Below are 18,024 nucleotides of genomic sequence, written 5' to 3' on the forward strand. Positions count from 1 at the left end.
ATCGCTGATGGAAAAAATTCGCATGCTTTCGACGCTCGGCCTGATGGGCGCGATGCGCAGCCTGTCCTCCGCGTACGAGACCGCAACCGGCGTCCACATCGACGCCGATTTCGCGCCGACGCTGGCGCTGCTCAAGCGGTTGCGCGACGGCGAGTCCGCCGATCTCGTCATCCTCACCCGCGAAGGGCTCGACGAGATGATCGACGAGGGTCGCGTCGTCGCAGGGAACGCAGCCGATCTGGCGCGCTCCTTCGTCGGCATCGCGGTGCGGGCAGGGCAAGCACATCCCGACATCGCCACCGCATCCGCGCTGCGCAGCACGCTGCTCGCGGCGCGGTCCGTGGCCTATTCGCGGCTGGGTGCGAGCGGCGTCTATTTCGCCCGGTTGATCGCGCAGATGGGCATCGCGGCAGAGATCAACGCCAAAGCCACCATCGTCGAGCAGGGCTTTACCGCGGAGCGGCTCGTGAGCGGCGAGGCTGAGCTCGCCGTGCAGCAGATCAGCGAACTGAAGCAGGTCGAAGGCATCGAGGTGATCGGACCGATTCCGCATGATCTGCAAACGCCGGCCGTGTTCTCCGCCGGCCGGATGACAAACGCCGAGCATGCCGACGCCGCGGATCGGCTGCTGCGCTATCTGGCATCACCCGAGGTCGTCCCCGTGCTGCGCCAATCGGGACTCGAGCCTTGAATTTGCCGGGGCGACGACGCAACTTGGCGTCCATGCGGACTTTCCTCGTTGCCATCCTTCTCACGCTTGCGGCGCCGTTGTCGGCGCATGCGCAATCGGCCGATCTCGTCCTGTGCGACCGCGTCGCCGCGGACCCCAGCGATCCCGACAAGCCGGCCGATATGAAGGGCGTGACGGAGATTGCGGCCTCCGACGTTGCGACCGCCATCAAATTCTGCAAGCAGGCCGCACCCTCATCGCGGCGCGCGATGTTCGCGCTCGGCCGCGCCTATGCCGCCAACCGGCAGACGGCGGACGCGATGGCCGCCTGGCGCAAGGCCGCGGACAAGGGATCGAGTGCGGCAATGGTCGAGCTCGGTGTCGCCTACGGCACCGGCTCCGGTGTCGCCAGGGATGAAGCGCAGGCGCGCAAATTGTTCGAGAAAGCGGCGCAGGCCGGCAATCCCCGCGGCATCAGCAATCTCGCCGCGCTCGGCGGCAGCGGCGGTGCCGCGCCGGCCGATCCCGCACAGGCGCGCGCATTGCTCGGCAAGGCCGCCGAGACCAATGCCGAGGCGCAATACCAGCTCGGCATGATGCTCTCCGAAGGTACGGGTGGTGCGAAGGACGACGCCGCGGCGCGTGCGCTGTTCGAGAAGGCTGCCGCGCAAAACCATCCCGGCGCGCTGGAGCGGATGGGCGCCTTCGCGCAGGAAGGCCGCGGCGGACCAAAGGACAAGGACGCCGCGAAATCCTATTACGAGCGCGCTGCGGCGCTCGGCGACGCGGATGCCAAGCAGGCGCTGGAGCGGCTGCGCTGTCCCTATGCGATCAAGGACAAGCAGGGCAAGCTCGTCACCACGCTGTGCTTCTAAAGCGCGATGAACGCGCTTTGGATTCATGTGTGAGCATGACCTTTTCGGACAACCGCTGCGCACTTTTCCGGATCATGCTGTCGCTCACTTGTAGTAGTAGGCGAAATTGTTGCGGGCGTCGTGCTTGTGTCGACGGGGTCGAATGCGTCAGGAACCAGCTCGGACACGGTCCGTTGAATCCTCGACAGCAGGAGGCGTAACCATGATCCGCAAGCTCGCATCCGGCGAATATCGGCTCTATTCGCGCAAGGTGAATCCCAAGACCGGCAAGCGCCGCAACCTCGGCACTTTCAGGAGCCGCGCGGCGGCCGAGAAGCATGAGCGCGAGGTGCAGTATTTCAAGCGTCACTAGCGCCTGAGGAAGGCCGTCGCGACCGCCCGAACAAAAAACGCGAAAAACAACCCCATGCACAGTAGCCAAGTGCTTGAAATCTCAGCTCTCGCAAATGGTGTGAAATCACCATCTACGGAATTGCCGAATTCGGTTGCGCCGTCGGGCAAAACAGGCGCATGATGGCATCATGGCAGGGGTGTGGCTTCGCGAATGGCCCTGCGCGAAAAAGCCCGATGGTCTTGGTGCGACGGCGGTGCTAGGTAGCGCGTGCTTTCCTTCTGATATTGCGGGTCAATTGCGTTGCTGGATGGGCTCTACAAGGTTGAATACGGCGTCAACGATGCCTTCGGCCGCAGCATCATGTGCATGCATGACGGCAAGCTGCTGGGCGGCAATTCGGCCTTCGCGCATCTCGGAAGCTATGTCGAGCGCGACGGCGAGATCATCGCCGAAGTCATCACCGAACGGCACAACGACGATCCCAACTACAAGCCGCTGATGGGGGCTGACGTCGCCTCGATCGGCGCGCGAGGGCGGCTCGTCGGCAACCAGATCCACCTCGCGGGCAGCGCGGACACGATGCCGGGCGCCGGTTTCTGGGCCAATCTCACGCGGCTCGATGACGATGGGCTGCCGCCGCAGGGGACGATCGGTCCGGGCGGGGTCGTGAACGGGCTCTATGCAATTCATCTGCGCGCACTCGACGGCGTTGATGCCGGACTCTCCGGCGTCATGCTGCTGATGGACGGCCGCATCCTCGGCGGCGATGCTTTCTTCTACTACCTCGGCTCCTATTCCTCAGCTGACGGCCGCTGGAAGGGCGAGATGCTCAACCAGGAGCACACGCCAGCGAAAGGCGAAAACCCCGTGTTCGGCGGCTACGAGGTCGGGATCGGCTTCTCCGGCACCTGCACAGAAGACAGCGGCGAGCTCGAAGGCATTGCGCTCGCTGGCAAGCGTAGCTTGCGGCTGGCAGCATCGCTCAAGCTGATGCGAAGGGCGTAGGCTACCGATCATCTCGTCGCGTGCTAGTCCTGGTTCTCCAATGCAGAGGGTTGCATGTTTTGGCTGGATCTCTCGAGCCACTCACGCGTCGTGACCAGATTGACCGCATCGGTGAGGTACATCCCCACTGCGAGGCCACGGTCATAGCTTGCCCAGAAACGCGGAAGAATCTCGATGTTGCGTCCCCCGCGTCCGATGATCCTGACGAGCCCGGCTGATTCAGCGGAGATCATCAAGTTGCGGACATGGGTTCGGGAGACGCCAAAACGGCTGGTGGCCTCGATATAGGGCACGACCGCGCTCGGGTCGCCGGCATCCATTGCAGCCTTGAGCACCGCATTCTGGATGAGCGGCCCGGCGGCATGGCTGAAGAGCAGCATCGTGTCCGGCAGCGTCATCATGAGGCGAGCCGCTGCAGGATTGAAGGGCGGAGATTTGCTGCAGTTGAGGACGTAAAAGTCCCGATCGCGCGAAAATATCGGGCCGTAATCGTGACCGGGATACAGCGTGGCAAGGGGCACATAGTGAGCCACCAGCCATTCGATGTGATGCGCGCGCAGCCTGTCCGTGGTTGCCAGCAATCGGACCCGGCCGTCGTCGGGGGCTCTGCGCAATTCGAGAAACCCGACCTCCCGCAACCGCGCGATCAAATGATCCACCTGCCGGTCGCTCGCGTATCCGAACAAGGCAAGTTGCTGTTTGAGGGCGCTGACGGTGAACCAGGTCTCGTGTCGGGAAGGGTCATGGGCGGCTTCGAGGACTGCCGCACAGTGGAAGACAAAGAACCGCCCCGCCTCCAGGAGAAGCCGAACCAGAAATGGTTCGCCCTCGTACACCTTCACGAAGCTTGCCAGATAAGCGTGCCGCGCCTCAGGCAGGCGAGAATGCTGCACGATCTCATCAAGCGTCAATCGCAACCGGCCGCCAACCAAGCGCTCAAGTTCGTCCTGCTCCAAAGCCGCCCCCTGATCCTGACGTGAGGAAAATATAAAAGGGGCGAAGCGATAGGCGCAATGTTTTCCATTCAATCCTGAGTAGAAGCCGCTAGGTTTCTGGCGATTGCTCGGGCACCGGCCGCCCCAAGGAAGTTTAGCTGGGGCGCGGCCGAGCCCGTGCGGCGTCGCAGTTTGCAGCGATAGGCCGGCAGCGATCTCAATGAGTGCGTGTGTTGTTTCCGATAATACAAAATACTACTTAAAATTGTCTTTCATGAGGCGTGCCATTACGGAGTCCTTCAAAATGCCTGATACGAACACAGATTTCCCGCTCGTCCCCGAACTCGCGAACGCGAACAGTCAGCCGCCGGACAGGTCAGCCTATGTCCAGCTTCAAAGCGTGGATCGGCCCTTGGTCATGTGGGCCAATTCCGACAATTCGAGCAAGAGCGCCTATGTCTGCGACGAGCCGAACGAGAATCTGTCAAACACCACCGCGATCATCGAGAACTACTGGGACGGCAAGGGGCCGCCGGTCTACCAGCTGGTCTTGCGGCAGTTCTGGCGCCCCGTTGGGAAGTCGTACCATCGGATTCCAGTGGGCAACACCCTGACGATCAGTGTCACGAAGACTCAGGGGGTATCCTCGACAGTCTCACAGTCGATTACCGCATCGCTGGGCATCTCGTACGGCGCACTGAGCGCCGAGGTGTCAGCGACGTTCTCGAAATCCGTGACGACTAGCGACGAAAGCTCGTACACAGAAACGGTCCAGATCAGTCCGCCAGCGGACGGAATGGTTCGGGTGTGGGTGCTGTGGCAGCTGGTGCACGAGATCGTGGCGATCCAGGGCTCGTACGACACCGGCGGCAAGTTCGTTTCCAACGGCAACGTGCTTCCGAAGGGGGACCGGAACTACGCCAATCGCAAGGCTCAAGTCGCGTGGAACGGGCGCGGTCGTTACAGTAGCGGGGCGTGGGTCAACTACGACGATACGTCCTGGTTGTTCCCGTCCGATACGTTCGTGGCCTACCAAAAGGACTTCCCCGCAAGCGGGGCTGTTGGCAGGCTGGCATAGGCTCGGGCGAGTGCGGCTAGGAAGAGTGGCGCATCCGTGACGGAAAGTTCCTGCTGTGCGGTGACAGTGCACTCAATGATCCCAGCCACACTCGTGCGCTCGAAGTGCTGACTGAACCAAAGTGCACTGTCACCGCAATATACTCCTCGGCGGATTGCCGTGGAAAGTTGAGATGCTGAACCCGGCGCAAACGTCGCCGAAAGGCGAGAACCCCTCGTTCGGCGGCTACGAGGTCGGGATCGGCTTCTCCGGCACCTGCACGGAAGACAGCGGCGAACTCGAAGGCATCGCGCTTGCCGGCAAGCGCAGCCTGCGGCTGGCGGCCTCGCTCAAGCTGATGCGGCGGGCGTGAAGGTGCGGGTACACATAAGCTTGCAAGTATCTGCTTTTCACGCGCGCAACACGGCCATGAACATTGGTTCCTGTGGTTTTGACGCTCGCCGGCCGCAGATCCTTCGCCACTCCTCGAAGTGGCGTTTGGGACAAGGGCTCACCTTTTCATTCGCGCGCAACACGTAGGCGGCTGCGTCAAGAGACTTTTCCGCGCGCCTTGTTTGCCGCGGACCACCGCCGCTCGATTTCCTTCACCGCCGCCCGCATGTTGGGCAGATACTTTTTGGCGGCCACCTCCGGCGTCATCGACGACGAGAAGAAAATCAGATTCAGGCTGCCGAGGACGGGGCCGCCCCCCGGAATGGCCAGCGCGATCGCGCTGATGCCCGCCTCCGATCCACCGACGGACGAGGCGTAACCGTCCTTTTTCGTCTGTGAGAGAATGTCCTCGATGAAACGACGGTCTTTCGCCAAAGCCGCGTCCTCCTCGACGAGTGATGCGGTGAGGTCCAGCATCTCTCGTCGCAGAGCAGGCGCGGAGGCAGCCAAGATGGCTTTCCCAAGCGCGCTGCGCACCAAGGATCTCCTCCGTCCGACCATGGACCGATGAACGGAGAACGGACTGAAGGGATGTGTGCTTTCCCGAATAAGTACCGACCCGAGTTCGAACACTCCGAAGTCGCTTGGCCAGGAGACGCCATCCAGTAGGCCGAACATCGCGGGCAGTGCCGCCTGGCTCGATAGATCCCGTGAAGACACGCCTTCGCTCAAGGTGCGTACTTGGGACGTCAAGCCGAACAAGGCATTCGTCTCGTCAAAGGTCACGTAGCCATCTTCGCGCAGCGTATCGAGCAGACGATAGCAGGTGGTACGGTTGAGTCCTGTCCGCTTTGCGAGTTGTACGACGTTGGATGGGCCGCTTGCATTGAGCTCGTTGATCAGCGCCAAGCCACGGGAAAGTGCCCTTACGCTGCGGTGCATGATCCCTCCAGACGTGTTCGCACTGCGAACATTTCATAGACTCAGATGGAATCCTAGTTCAATCGGCGGCAATCCATCCCGGCACGCCCAAAAGGGCGGCGACGGGAGGAAACGATGGTTCATTCAAGCTTTTATTTGTCTGCGGCCGTGTGCTTGGCTCTCGCGGCGCCGGTCGCGGCGCAGACCGCCGGCGGCCCCCCGAATCTCAGCGGTGGCAAGGTCAAGGTCGGTGTCCTGACCGACATCGCCGGCCCCACGGCCATGGCGAACGGCAAGGGTTCGGTGATCGCGGCTGAAATGGCCGCCGAGGACTTCGGCGCCGGCCTCAACGTCGAGGTGATCTCGGCCGACCATCAGGGCAAGCCGGACGTCGGATCGCAGATCGCCGCACGCTGGTTCGACGTCGAAGGCGTGGACGCGATCGCCGACATGCAGGGATCCCCGATCGGCTTCGCCGTGCAGAACATGGCGGCGCAGAAGAGCAAAATCATGCTGTTGTCCGGTTCGACCTCCTCGGACTTCAACGGCAAGGCCTGCTCGCCGCTAACGGTCCAGTGGACGGTCGACACCTACAATCTCGCGAAAGGCGCCGCCAAGTCCGTGGTCGAGGCCGGCGGAACGAAATGGTACTTCCTCACAGTCGATCAGGCGTACGGCAATGCCCTGACGCGCGATACGTCTGAGCAAGTCAAGCTCAATGGCGGGCAGGTGGTCGGCAATTCCGTGTTCCCGCCGAATACGTCCGACTTCGCTTCGTTCCTACTCACCGCGTCCAATGCCGGCGCCAACGTGATCGCGATCGCGGCGTCGAGCGGCGATACGGTGACCGCGCTGAAGCAGGCGGACGAATTCGGTCTGAGCTCAACGGCCAAGATCGTTCCGCTTCAATCGGTGCTGACGGACGTCTACGCGGTAGGTCAGAAGATTGCGCACGATGCCTACGAAGTGTCGCCGTTCTACTGGGACCGGACGCCCGAAACGCGCGCTTGGGCCGAACGCTTCTTCGCCAAAGCCAAGATAATGCCGACCGGATTCCATGCGGGCGTCTACTCCTCGGTCGCGCACTACCTGAAGGCCGTCAAGGCCACCGGTACCGACGACGCCCCGACGGTCATGAAGCAGATGGAGAAGGAACACGTGCACGACTTCTTCGCGGCCGACAACTACATCCGTGCCGACCGCAAGATGATCCACGACATGTACCTGCTCCGGGTCAAGAAGCCTGGCGAAAACAAGGGTGCCTGGGATCTCTACAACGTCATTCAGACGCTGCCCGGCGAGTCCGTCAACCGCCCGCTATCCGAAAGTCCGTGCCCGCTGGTGAAGAAGTAGCCGCCAGCCATCGATCGACCATCCAACTCGGCGCGAGGAATCCGAACATGTCAGTCGCCATCGTCTGCGCTTCTCACACGCCTCTGATGTACAAGGGACCGGCCAGCAACGAAACCGAGCAACGCGTCCGAACCGCGTTTGGACGGCTCGGGACCTTCGTGAAGGAGTTCGCACCCGACTACATCATCCAGTTCGCTCCCGATCACTTCAACGGCTTCTTCTACGACCTGATGCCCTCGTTCTGCGTCGGGGCCGGCGCAGTCTCGCTGGGCGACTGGGGAGGCGGGACGGGACCGCTGGATGTTCCGGAGAAGACGGCGCTCGAGCTCATCGACCACGTGAGGGCCGAGGACTTTGACGTGGCCGTATCTTATCGCATGCCGGTCGATCACGGCTTCGTTCAACTGTGGGAGGCGATGCTCGGTGACTTCAAGTCGATCCCGATCCTGCCGATCTTCGTCAACGCCGCTGCGCCGCCCGTTCCGACCTACCGCCGTGCCCGGCAAATCGGTGAATCGGTAGGGCGGTTCGCTGCGCATTCCGGCAAGCGAGTCTTGTTTGCCGCGTCGGGGGGCCTCTCGCACGATCCGCCACTGCCATCGATCAAGGACGCGCCACCGGAGATTCGGGAGCGGCTGATTAATGGGCGAAATCCGACCGCGGAAGCCAAGGAAGCCCGCGAGAAGCGGGTGCTCGAGGCGGGCGTTCTCGCAGAAGCGGGAGAGGGGCCGTGCCAGCCGCTCAATCCGGATTGGGATGCGCAGTTCATGGAGATCCTGCGTAGCGGCCAGATCTGGCGTGCCGACGCGCTCGACACCGACAAGGTCCGCGAAGTTGCGGGACGCGGTGCCAACGAGGTGCTCGCATGGGTCGCCGCCTTCGGCGCCTTCTCGACCGGCGGCCGCTTCAAGATGGAGCAGGAATTCTACGAAGCCATTCCGGGCTGGATCGCCGGCATGGCGATGATGGCGGCCAAACAGGCTGACGGCGCTCACTGATCACGAAAACACCGCGCGAATGCGGAAGCATCGCGGAGCAGGCAAATGGCATACGAAACAGACGTGCTCATCATCGGCGCCGGGCCAACGGGCTCGACGACCGCTCTGGCGCTCGCGAACTGCGGCGTTCGCAGTCACATCGTGTCACGCGGCAACTGGATGGCCGACAGTCCGCGAGCCCACATCACGAACCAGCGGGCCAACGAGGTCTTCCGCGATCTCGGGATCGCGGACGACGTGGCCAGGTACGCGAGCCCCTGGGAACTGATGGGCGACACGACCTTCACGACCAGCCTGGCCGGCTCCGAGTTGATCCGGATGCGGACGTGGGGAACCGGCGACGATCGCCGCGGCGATTACCTGCGTGCCAGTCCGTGCGGAATGGTCGATATCATTCAACCGCTGCTCGAGCCCATCCTGTTCCAGAAGGCGGCCGAGAAGGGTGCGACCTTCGCATTCAACACCGAGTATATCCGTCATGAGCAGGATGCGGACGGCGTAACGGCGACGCTGCGAGATCGCCTGGATAGGCGTGAGTACACCATTCGCGCACGCTACATGGTCGGCGCGGACGGCGCTCGATCCATGGTGGTGGACCATCTCGGGCTTCCGATCGAAGGCCAGATGGCGCGCGCCGGCACCGTCTACACCATCTTCAACGCAGATCTGTCCAGGTACAGCAAACATCGGCCGAGCATCCTGAACTGGATCGTCACTCCGGACGCGAGCTTCGGGGAGATTGGCATGGGGCTGCTGCGGGCCGTGCATCCGTGGACGCAGTGGATCGCCGGTTGGGGCTTCGATATCAGCAAGGGCGAGCCGGACCTCGCACCGGAAGCGATCATTCCGAAGATCAAGGTGCTGATCGGCGACCCTTCGGTCGACATCGACATCGTGAGAACCTCGATCTGGTACGTCAACCAGGCCTACGTGACCCAGTATTCGAAGGGTAGGGTGTTCTGCGGCGGCGACGCGGTCCACCGGCATCCGCCGTCGAGCGGGCTCGGCAACAACACATGCGTACAGGACAGTCACAACCTCGGTTGGAAGCTCGCGTACGCCGTGAAGGGTTGGGCCGGTCCGAAGCTTCTGGAAAGCTACTCACAGGAGCGGGCGCCGGTTGGAAAGCAGATCGTGCTGCGCGCCAACCAGTCCCGGCTCGACTATGCCCCGCTGAACGCATGCTTCCGCGTGCCCGGCGCCGAGAATCCGGTCGCCGCCGGCATCGCGCGTTTTCGCGATCCGGGCCCAGATGGCGTCGCGGCCCGGAAGGCGGCGCAGGCCGCGCTTGATCTCAAGCAGACGGAATTCAATGCCCAGGGTACCGAGATGAACCAGCGATACGAATCCTCGGCCGTGATTCCCGACGTCGGTGGCGAGCCCGAGCAATGGCGGCGAGATCGCGGCCTCTACAATCAGCCCACGTCGCGCCCGGGTGCCAAGATCCCGCATGCGTGGCTCGTCGATCGCGACGGCTTGCGGGTGTCGACCCTCGACGTGACGGGTAAGGGCCTCTTTGCCGTCGTGACGGGCCTCGCCGGCGTCGCGTGGAAGGAAGCGGCACTGCGCCTTGACCTCCCGTTTCTCCGGGTCGTCGTGACGGGCTCGCCCGAAGCGCAGGACCTCTATTGCGAGTGGCAGCGCATTCGCGAGATCGACGAAGCTGGAGTTCTTCTTGTTCGCCCCGATGGTGTGGTCGCCTGGCGCGACATGGAGGGGACTTCGGACACTGGAGAAGCCGTGGACCGGCTGAGCGCTGCGATACGGAGGGTCCTCGATGTTTCGGACCTTTCGGCGATCCCGCGCGAGAAGCCGCAGCCGCCATCGAGGCCCAGCGGCACCCCGCTCTTCGCCTGACACACAAACCAACGAGATCGAGTCATGAGCGACACAAGACCAGCGAACTTCTCCAGCGTCTGGGCCGACCTGCGGGGCGCTTCCTTCAAGCAGCACTACATCGACGCCGGCGGAATCCGGACCCGCTGCATCGAGTCGGGCGACCCGTCCAAGCCGCTCGTCCTGGCGCTGCACGGTGTCGGGGGCCATGCAGAGGCATATTCGAGGAATTTCGGCCCTCATGCCGATAGCTTCTGGTTCGTTGCCATCGACATGCTGGGACACGGTTGGACCGACAAGCCCGCGATCCACTACCAGGTCAAGGACTACGCCGACCACGCGCTCGCCGTCCTCAAGATCCTCGGCAGGGACAAGGCGATGATCAGCGGTGAATCGCTGGGTGGATGGGTCGCGACCTATCTCGCCGTACATCATCCCGCCGTGGTGGAAAAACTGGTCCTCAACACCGCCGGCGGTTGGACCGCGCACCCGCAGGTGATGGAACGACTGAAGAAGCTGTCGAACGAGGCTGCTTCCGATCCCTCATGGGAGCGGATCAAGACGCGCCTTGAATTCCTGATGTGCGACAAGAGCATGGTCTCGGACGACCTGATCGAGACCCGTCGTGCGATCTACGCGCAGCCGGGATTCGCCGACACGATGAAGCGGATCATGTGTCTGCAGGACATGGAAATCCGTCGACCGAACATGATCACCGCCGACCAGTACCGATCGATCAAGGCTCCGACCATGGTCGTGTGGACCTCGCATGATCCGACCGCCACGCCCGAGGAAGGCAAGCAGATCGCGGACATGATTCCGGGTTCGAAATTCGTCGTCATGAACCGCTGCGGCCACTGGCCTCAGTTCGAGGACGCGGAGCAGTTCAACCGCCTCCACATCGAATTCCTCCGGACCGGCAAGTAAGGATCGTTCAGATGAACCAGCAAACCAAGCACGGCGGGCTCGCCGCCGAGATCCGCGCGGCTTACGCCGGCACCCCGATCGCGCCCATCCGGACGCAAGTGGCAGAGCTCGATGTCGATGCAGCCTACGCCATCCAGCAGGAGAACACTGCGCACTGGGAAAACGAGGGGCGGCGCGTCGTCGGAAGCAAGATCGGATTGACCTCCCGTGCGGTCCAGAAGCAGCTCGGCGTCGATCGTCCCGACTTCGGCGTACTTTTCGCCGACATGATCGTGGGAGAAGACGAACCTGTCGTGGTGGGACGCGTCCTGCAGCCGAAGATCGAGGCGGAGGTAGCCTTCCTACTCGACCGCGATATCGAGGTCGAAACGCCGACCGTGGCCGACGTTGTGCGGGCAGTGGCCTATGCGATGCCCGCCCTCGAGATCGTCGGCAGCCGTATCACCAATTGGGATATTGGGATCGTCGATACCATCGCCGACAACGCCTCGTCGGGGCTCTTCGTTCTTGGAGGACCCGTCAGACGGCTGGATGGCTTGGATCTCCGCTCGCTCCAGATGCAGATGACGAGGAAGGACGAGGTGGTCTCGAAGGGGACGGGCGCCGCCTGCCTCGGCAATCCGCTCAACGCGATGGCCTGGCTCGCCGGCGAACTGGCCCGTCGCAAGCGACCGCTGCGCGCCGGCGACGTCGTTCTCTCCGGAGCGCTGGGGCCGATGGTGCCCGTGAATCCGGGCGACGCATTCGAGGCCAACATCGCCGGGCTCGGGACCGTTTCGGCGCGGTTCGCCTAGCCACACGAGCCGTACGCGTCGTGAACTCCTCGGGTGGCGGTGGTGCAGTCGACGTCGTCACGGCGCCGGGCAAGCCGCTCCGGTCTTCACCCACGCCTCGACCAGCGCGCCGGCCTGCGCTTGCGTGCCCGGCACGGGCGAGCGGCCGAAGCCGGGCTTCCAGGCCCAGCCGACGAGGGTGTCCTTGCCGATATGGTCGATCAGGACTTCCACCTTGCGCCCGCCATTGCGGGCGGGATCCCTGATCTGTTCGCAGATCTCGCCGACGGTCTTGCCCTCCCAGGCCATCTCGCGCGGGGCGAGATGCCAATCGGGATGGCCGGGCATGCGGCCGGGCTCGAAATTGGCCTTCTGATGGCAGCTGTTGCAGCGCATCGCCTCAAGGCCGTGGCCGTCAGCGCCGCGCGTGACCGGCGGCTGATGCAGGCGGGCATTGTCGCCCTGGTGCGGCCTGTCGCCGGCCGGATGGCAATTGGTGCAGCGCGGATTTGTCAGCACCTTGCCGAGCTCGCTGAAGATTGCAACCGAACGCTTCTCTGTGTCTCCGATCGAGGCAAAGCTCTCGGGCGAGGCGAGGGCATGGCTTGCCGTCTCCGAGCCCGCGTAGCCCGCACCGAGACTGCCGGCGAGGGCGGCGACCACGGCGATCATCTTGAACCGCACGTCGGAGATCATGATGCGTGTCACTTCGTGGCCATGAGGTAGCGCTTCGAATCGGCCAGGATCACGTCGCGCACCGCCTCGTGATATTTGACGTAGCCGGTGCAGCGACAGAGATGACCGTCGAGCGCATCCGCGATGGTCTGCTCCAATGCTTCCCGCGCGACCGGTGTCCGCGAGAGGCGCTCCAGCAAGACCTGGCCCTCATTGAGGAAGCCGGCGGTGCAATAGCCGCACTGAAAGGCGAAATGCGCGATGAAGGCCTTTTGCAGGGTCGAGAGCTCGCCGTCCTTCGCGTGCCCCTCGACGGTGCGGATCGACGTTCCGTCGAAATTCACGGCGGGCGCGACGCAGGTCGGGCTGGTGGTGCTGGTGCCGTCGGGCGCGTCGACGATGACGGCGCAGCTCAGGCATTGCGCGGCGCCGCAGCCGAACTTGGTGCCGGTCATGCCGAGCATCTCGCGCAGAAAATCATTCATCGAGAGGTCGTCGCGGACGTCCATCGGACCGTGCTTCTGGCCGTTGATGGTGAGGCTGAGGGTCGTCACGCGAGCACTCCCTTCAATAGGCTTGCGGTGACCGGCAGCGCGCGGAAGCGATGGCCGGTGGCGTCGTGGATGGCGTTGATCAGCGCCGGCACGATCGGGATCATCACGACCTCCGCCATGCCCTTCGGCGCTTCGTCTGGTACTAGCGGCTTCAGCATCTCGATCTCGAGATCGCGGAGCGGCAGGTCGGAGCCGCGTGCGACCAGATAGCGCCCGAGATTCCATTCGCCGTTGCCCGGCCCGCCCTCGAACGGGGGCAGGGTTTCGAGCAACGCGTAGCCGACGCCCATGGCGAAGCCGCCCTGGGCCTGGCCCATCACCACCTCGGGCACCAGCGCGGTGCCGCATTCGAGCACGCTATAGGCCTTGGCGATGCGAAGCGCGCCGGTTGCGCGCTCGATCTCGATGCGAACGACCGTGCCGCACATCGAGGTGTAGGCGGTGCCGATCCGGTTGTTGTCGGTCGGCGGAAACTTGACCCTGGTGCGGTTGATCCGCTCGAACTTGCCGTTGCCTTTGCGGATCGCCAGTGCGTCGATATCGGCGCGGTACTGCTCGCCGGAGAGCGGAAAGCGGGCCCGCGACCACGCCCAGCGCGAGAAGCTGTGCGCAACCGCACCGGTGACGAAGCCGCGCGCGTGAGCCGTTGCCGCGAGCGCAGGGAGGCCGAGCGGTTCGAGGCCGGGCATGGTGAGCTGGCCGTTCTGCCAGCTTGCGGTGGCCCATTGTCCCGCGCGCGGATCGGCCTTTGCGATGCGCCACAGCTCGAGCGCCGCGGGCCACAGGCCGAAGCGGAAAATGACCCGGGCGGCCTCCGCGGCGGAATGCGTGCCGGCATGGGCGCCGATCGAGGAACTCGTCGGCGAGCTGATCGCAGGCACCCAGCGCGGGTTTTTCTCCGCGGCATCCTGCGTCTTCTGGTCCATGGTGGAGGGATCGCCCGACGTGACCAGCCCGAGCACGTCATAGCTGTCGACGCGGGCGACCGAGACCTCGTCGGCGATGGCGCCGAGATGGCCGGCGACGCGGTTGGCCAGCGCCGTCCCGATGCCGTTGCCCATCTCGACATGATCGCAAAAGATCACGATCTTGCCGTCGGGGGCAAGCTCGACACGGCCGAGCGAGCCGTCCGCGCCGGAGCCATAGTCTTTCGTCACGCAGGCAACGCCGGTGCCGACGAGCCGATCCGACGAGGTCTGCTTGAACTGCGCCCGCTGCTGCCAGATCGGGTGCTTCTCGAGCTTGTCGAGGATTTCGGGCGTCCGCACCGAGACGATGTAGGGATTGCCCGTCATGGTCCGACCGTTCTGCGGCAGCGCATTGCGCCGCCGGAAATCGATGGGATCGCGCTTGAGCTCGGACGCGGCTTCGTCGATCAGGACCTCCAGCGCCGTCATGGCTTGCAGGATGCCGTAGCCGCGCATCGAGCCCGCGCTCACGCCGCGCGAGTGCACCGCGACGGTCCTGACGTCGACCTTCGGAATGTCGTAGATGCCGATCGCGCCGGTGGCCGCGACGACGGCGACGCTGGCCGAGAAATGGGCGAGCCCGCCGCCGTCGAGCACGTGATCGGCGGCGAACCCCTTGATCTTGCCGGTTGCGCGATCGATGCCGATGCGCGAGCGCATCTTGATCGAATGGCGCTTGATGCCGGCCTGAAACTGCTGGTAGCGGTCATGCGCCAGCCGCACCGGCTTGCCGGGAAAGCAGATCGCCGCGAGCGCAACATAGAGAATGAAAGGCGTGTGATCGCGGCCACCAAAGCCGCCGCCGACATGGGCGAATTGCGCGTTGATGTGCGCCGGCTTGTAGGGCGCGCGGGCCTTGGCCAAGAGATGCGCGATCGATTCCGCCGCCTCGTAGGGCGACTGGACCCCAAGCAGCAGTTCGAGATTGCCGCCCTTGCCGTCGTACCAGGCGAGCCCGCATTCGGGCTCCAGGAACATCGGGTCGACCGATTGCGTCTCGAACTCGCGGTCGAGCACCAGCATGGATGCGTCATCCGCGGCAAGCTCGGCACGAATCTGCTCGCCATGTTTCGCCGCCTTGGCGTAATCCGCCGGCATGTCCTTCGCGAGCGGCGACCACACCGGCAGCGCCGCGCTCTGGACCTTCTTGGGCGAGACCCAGCCGGCCTGGAGCGGCGAATAGACATCCGGCTTGTCAGGCGAGGGACCTGCCACGCGCGTGAAGCGGAAAGCCCCGTAATCCGGCGCGACGACAGGCCCGGTCTCCTCGCCGAACTGGACGAACGTGCCGTCGCGCAGCGCGAGACGCGCCTGGTCGAAGGTGTCGAACTTTTCGAAGATCAAAAGCGCGACCGGCTGGCCGAGGTAGAGCGGCGTCTTGCCGATCGGACAGAACAGGTCGCCCGCGTAGAACTCCGGCACCTGCGTCCCGATCCGGTCGAGCTCGGCGGCAGTCACCACCACCGACGGCTTGAGCGCGCCGCCGAGGCGGGCGAGGTCCAGTCCGGTGTAGACGTGCGTGGCGTCGTTGGCGCGGACCAGGATGGCGTGCGAGGTGGCCTGCGGCCAGCCCTGCAGATCATTGGCGCGGAAGTCGGAGGCGTAGAGCTTCGCACCGGTGACCTTGGCGACGCCGTCGACGCGGCCGGCGCCATTTGTCGCGGGATTGAACTTGCCGCGTCCAGGCAGCGTCTCGTGCGCTGCGAAGGGCACACCGGCTGCGGATGCAAGATGTGAGAGGCTGACCGAGATGCCTCCCGCCGACAACCACTTCACGAACTCGCGTCGCGAAGGCCCCATGATCATATCCTTGTACAGAGTTTCGAGAACATCGGGATGCCGTCAACATGCGATGTCCGAAGGGCATAGGCGCGCGCCAGCGCGAATCCGTCACGATGCATCATGCGACGATAGAACGGGTGAGAAGGTTTACAACCGCTGAATGTCGTGCGCTCGCAGATCGAATTGTGGTTTCGTGCTTGCTTTAGAGTCGAATCGAACGGAAGACGGTCCGGCAACAGAGGGCGCAATTCAAATGCAGCAGGATCCGAACGGTGCGTCTTCAGTCACCGGCACGATGGGCACGACGACATTGTCGCGCCGTCAATTGCTGGATTGCGGTCTCAAAGCCGGCGCGTTGTCGCTGTTCGCAGGTGCGGCGAACGCCCAGCACGCCGTGCACGACCATGCGGGCACGTCCCACACCGCGGACATGTCGCCGAGCATGGGGATGGTCGCTGAAACGCCCGTTCCTGCCATGGACCAAGCGCTGGTCGAGCCCGAGGTGCGGCGGTCCGTCAATGGCGTGCTGAGCACGACCATGCGGGTCGGCTATGCCTATCGCCAGATCGGCGGCGTCAGGCTCTATGTCAGGTCCTATGAGGGCGGCAGCCCCGGCCCGACCTTGCGCATGAAGCCCGGCGATACCCTGCGCATCAAGATGATCAACGATCTGCCGCCGAACCGCGATGGATTGCCGGCCGACATCAGCCATCCGCACCAGTTCAACAACACCAATTTCCATTTCCACGGCGCGCACACCAGCCCGAGCGGAATTTCCGACAACGTCATGCGCTCGATGGCGCCGGGCCGCAGCTACAACATCGAAATCACCCTGCCGGCCGATCACACCAGGGGCACCTACTGGTATCACCCGCATCACCACGGCAGCGCCGACATCCAGATGTCCTCCGGCATGGTCGGCGCCATTGTCATCGAAGGCGATTTCGCCGAAATTCCCGAGATCGCCACAGCCCGCGAACGGCTCATGGTGCTCACCCAGGTGGTCTACGATGCCAACGGAATGGTCGAGAATTTCGAGACGCTGTTTCCCGAGACTGCGACGCGCTTTCTCGCCATCAACGGCCAGCGCCGGCCAATGATCGAGATGCGACCCGGCGAGGTGCAGCGCTGGCGCATCCTCAATGCCGCGTACCAGGACGACATGCTGCTCGACCTGGAAAAGCACGATCTGCAAGCGATCGCCTATGACGGCATCCAGCTCGGCGCCATGCAGCCACTCAAGCAGGTCCTGATCGCGCCCGGTCAGCGCGCCGACATTCTGGTGAAGGCAGGAAGCCCCGGCACCTACGCCTTCAACGCCACGCCCTACGATCAGGGGCATCCTTCGCCAGTGGGACCGCTGGCGCGGGTCCTGGTGTCAGGCGCGCCAATGGACATGAAGCTGCCGCGCGCTTTGCCACCGGCGCCGCTCGCGACCATCAAGGACTCCGAGATCACCAACCGCCGCAAGGTGGTGCTGTCGGCGACCGCGCCGGAGGCGGATGCCGCCGGCCATTGGCAGGAATTCGAGTTCTTCGTCGACGGCAAGAAGTTCGACCCCGGCCGCATCGATCAGCGGGTCAAACTGGGTGCGGTCGAGGAGTGGACCATCGTCAACACGCACGAGCATGACGACCACGTGTTCCACATCCATACCAACCCGTTCCAGGTGATCTCGGCCAACGGCAAGGCGCTGGCGGTGCCGGAATGGCGGGATTCCGTGATCGTGGAGCGCAAGGGCGGGCAGGTCGTGTTCCGCTCGCGCTTCATCGATTTCACCGGCGTCTACATGCTCCACTGCCACATGATGAACCATGAGGAGATGGGCATGATGCAGACCGTGGAGGTCTACAAGGCGTAAGCTGCGGGTCGAATTGCGCGAATTTGGCGGCGGACAGGGCGGATCCGGGTCCGGCCGGGCTTCCCCTGGCGGCCCGCATGGCCTATTGACGCTGCAACGCAACAATC

At 63.9% G+C, this 18,024-nt stretch carries 16 protein-coding genes and 1 pseudogene; 12 read left to right on the top strand and 5 right to left on the bottom strand.

Annotated elements, in window-relative coordinates; genetic code table 11:
- Positions 1–7 precede the first annotated feature (7 nt).
- From AC0L3S_RS02340 to AC0L3S_RS02355, 4 genes are all read left to right on the top strand, one after another.
- Positions 8–691, top strand: coding sequence for a substrate-binding domain-containing protein (locus AC0L3S_RS02340; RefSeq protein ID WP_473277967.1), 684 nt, complete (start codon positions 8–10; stop codon positions 689–691).
- A 32-nt stretch (positions 692–723) separates the two neighbouring features.
- Positions 724–1,545: a tetratricopeptide repeat protein gene (locus tag AC0L3S_RS02345; protein ID WP_473257061.1), complete on the top strand. Its 822-nt coding sequence runs from the start codon at positions 724–726 to the stop codon at positions 1,543–1,545.
- Between the two features lie 202 nt (positions 1,546–1,747).
- The gene (locus tag AC0L3S_RS02350) at positions 1,748–1,897 is read left to right on the top strand and encodes a hypothetical protein (protein ID WP_007591825.1); all 150 of its coding nucleotides are present in this window, start codon (positions 1,748–1,750) and stop codon (positions 1,895–1,897) included.
- A gap of 282 nt (positions 1,898–2,179) precedes the next feature.
- Positions 2,180–2,884 (top strand): GrlR family regulatory protein, encoded by a 705-nt coding sequence (locus tag AC0L3S_RS02355; protein ID WP_473277968.1) that lies wholly within the window; start codon positions 2,180–2,182, stop codon positions 2,882–2,884.
- 23 nt (positions 2,885–2,907) lie between these two features.
- On the opposite strand, the gene AC0L3S_RS02360 is transcribed toward AC0L3S_RS02355, so the two are convergent.
- Positions 2,908–3,840 carry a hypothetical protein gene (locus tag AC0L3S_RS02360; RefSeq protein WP_473277969.1) on the bottom strand — a complete coding sequence of 311 codons (933 nt, stop codon included), beginning with the start codon at positions 3,838–3,840 and terminating at the stop codon, positions 2,908–2,910.
- Positions 3,841–4,123: 283 nt separating this feature from the next.
- Here AC0L3S_RS02360 and AC0L3S_RS02365 point away from each other — a divergent pair, with 283 nt between their 5' ends.
- Together AC0L3S_RS02365 and AC0L3S_RS02370 are read left to right on the top strand one after the other, a co-directional pair.
- A complete protein-coding gene (locus AC0L3S_RS02365) occupies positions 4,124–4,897 on the top strand; it encodes a hypothetical protein (protein ID WP_007609501.1) in 774 nt (257 codons plus the stop codon).
- Between the two features lie 160 nt (positions 4,898–5,057).
- Positions 5,058–5,249, top strand: a pseudogene (locus tag AC0L3S_RS02370) (GrlR family regulatory protein); the annotation flags it as partial.
- Positions 5,250–5,425: 176 nt separating this feature from the next.
- On the opposite strand, the gene AC0L3S_RS02375 reads toward AC0L3S_RS02370, so the two are convergent.
- Positions 5,426–6,211 carry a helix-turn-helix domain-containing protein gene (locus tag AC0L3S_RS02375; protein ID WP_473277970.1) on the bottom strand — a complete coding sequence of 262 codons (786 nt, stop codon included), beginning with the start codon at positions 6,209–6,211 and terminating at the stop codon, positions 5,426–5,428.
- A gap of 114 nt (positions 6,212–6,325) precedes the next feature.
- On the opposite strand from AC0L3S_RS02375, the gene AC0L3S_RS02380 reads away from it, so the two are divergent.
- From AC0L3S_RS02380 to AC0L3S_RS02400, 5 genes are all read left to right on the top strand, one after another.
- Complete coding sequence (locus tag AC0L3S_RS02380) at positions 6,326–7,543, top strand: ABC transporter substrate-binding protein (RefSeq protein ID WP_473277971.1); 1,218 nt, start codon at positions 6,326–6,328, stop codon at positions 7,541–7,543.
- A 47-nt stretch (positions 7,544–7,590) separates the two neighbouring features.
- Entirely contained in the window at positions 7,591–8,541 is a 951-nt protein-coding gene (locus tag AC0L3S_RS02385; RefSeq protein WP_473277972.1) for a 3-carboxyethylcatechol 2,3-dioxygenase, read from the top strand.
- A 63-nt stretch (positions 8,542–8,604) separates the two neighbouring features.
- Positions 8,605–10,398 carry an FAD-dependent monooxygenase gene (locus tag AC0L3S_RS02390; protein WP_473277973.1) on the top strand — a complete coding sequence of 598 codons (1,794 nt, stop codon included), beginning with the start codon at positions 8,605–8,607 and terminating at the stop codon, positions 10,396–10,398.
- A 24-nt stretch (positions 10,399–10,422) separates the two neighbouring features.
- Positions 10,423–11,304 carry an alpha/beta fold hydrolase gene (locus tag AC0L3S_RS02395; protein ID WP_473277974.1) on the top strand — a complete coding sequence of 294 codons (882 nt, stop codon included), beginning with the start codon at positions 10,423–10,425 and terminating at the stop codon, positions 11,302–11,304.
- Between the two features lie 11 nt (positions 11,305–11,315).
- Complete coding sequence (locus AC0L3S_RS02400) at positions 11,316–12,098, top strand: 2-keto-4-pentenoate hydratase (RefSeq protein WP_473277975.1); 783 nt, start codon at positions 11,316–11,318, stop codon at positions 12,096–12,098.
- Between the two features lie 57 nt (positions 12,099–12,155).
- Here the strand turns inward: AC0L3S_RS02400 and AC0L3S_RS02405 are convergent, their stop codons facing one another.
- The 3 genes from AC0L3S_RS02405 to AC0L3S_RS02415 are packed head-to-tail and all read right to left on the bottom strand — an operon-like array spanning position 12,156 to position 16,074.
- Complete coding sequence (locus tag AC0L3S_RS02405; protein ID WP_473278130.1) at positions 12,156–12,773, bottom strand: Isoquinoline 1-oxidoreductase subunit; 618 nt, start codon at positions 12,771–12,773, stop codon at positions 12,156–12,158.
- An 8-nt stretch (positions 12,774–12,781) separates the two neighbouring features.
- On the bottom strand, positions 12,782–13,306 hold the full coding sequence (locus AC0L3S_RS02410; RefSeq protein WP_473277976.1) for a (2Fe-2S)-binding protein: 525 nt from the start codon (positions 13,304–13,306) through the stop codon (positions 12,782–12,784).
- Positions 13,303–16,074 carry a xanthine dehydrogenase family protein molybdopterin-binding subunit gene (locus AC0L3S_RS02415; protein ID WP_473277977.1) on the bottom strand — a complete coding sequence of 924 codons (2,772 nt, stop codon included), beginning with the start codon at positions 16,072–16,074 and terminating at the stop codon, positions 13,303–13,305. The genes AC0L3S_RS02410 and AC0L3S_RS02415 overlap by 4 nt, the downstream gene beginning before the upstream one ends.
- Before the next feature lie 235 nt (positions 16,075–16,309).
- On the opposite strand from AC0L3S_RS02415, the gene AC0L3S_RS02420 reads away from it, so the two are divergent.
- The gene (locus tag AC0L3S_RS02420) at positions 16,310–17,917 is read left to right on the top strand and encodes a multicopper oxidase family protein (protein ID WP_473277978.1); all 1,608 of its coding nucleotides are present in this window, start codon (positions 16,310–16,312) and stop codon (positions 17,915–17,917) included.
- Positions 17,918–18,024: the final 107 nt, after the last annotated feature.

The organism is Bradyrhizobium sp. Ken01, from assembly GCF_055807355.1.

Bases quoted from the DNA above. Each gene is read 5' to 3' on its own strand.
- AC0L3S_RS02340 (WP_473277967.1), top strand. From the start codon at position 8: ATGGAAAAAATTCGCATGCTTTCGACGCTCGGCCTGATGGGCGCGATG.
- AC0L3S_RS02345 (WP_473257061.1), top strand. From the start codon at position 724: ATGCGGACTTTCCTCGTTGCCATCCTTCTCACGCTTGCGGCGCCGTTG.
- AC0L3S_RS02350 (WP_007591825.1), top strand. From the start codon at position 1,748: ATGATCCGCAAGCTCGCATCCGGCGAATATCGGCTCTATTCGCGCAAG.
- AC0L3S_RS02365 (WP_007609501.1), top strand. From the start codon at position 4,124: ATGCCTGATACGAACACAGATTTCCCGCTCGTCCCCGAACTCGCGAAC.
- AC0L3S_RS02375 (WP_473277970.1), bottom strand. From the start codon at position 6,211: ATGCACCGCAGCGTAAGGGCACTTTCCCGTGGCTTGGCGCTGATCAAC.
- AC0L3S_RS02380 (WP_473277971.1), top strand. From the start codon at position 6,326: ATGGTTCATTCAAGCTTTTATTTGTCTGCGGCCGTGTGCTTGGCTCTC.
- AC0L3S_RS02385 (WP_473277972.1), top strand. From the start codon at position 7,591: ATGTCAGTCGCCATCGTCTGCGCTTCTCACACGCCTCTGATGTACAAG.
- AC0L3S_RS02395 (WP_473277974.1), top strand. From the start codon at position 10,423: ATGAGCGACACAAGACCAGCGAACTTCTCCAGCGTCTGGGCCGACCTG.
- AC0L3S_RS02400 (WP_473277975.1), top strand. From the start codon at position 11,316: ATGAACCAGCAAACCAAGCACGGCGGGCTCGCCGCCGAGATCCGCGCG.
- AC0L3S_RS02405 (WP_473278130.1), bottom strand. From the start codon at position 12,773: ATGATCTCCGACGTGCGGTTCAAGATGATCGCCGTGGTCGCCGCCCTC.
- AC0L3S_RS02415 (WP_473277977.1), bottom strand. From the start codon at position 16,074: ATGGGGCCTTCGCGACGCGAGTTCGTGAAGTGGTTGTCGGCGGGAGGC.
- AC0L3S_RS02420 (WP_473277978.1), top strand. From the start codon at position 16,310: ATGCAGCAGGATCCGAACGGTGCGTCTTCAGTCACCGGCACGATGGGC.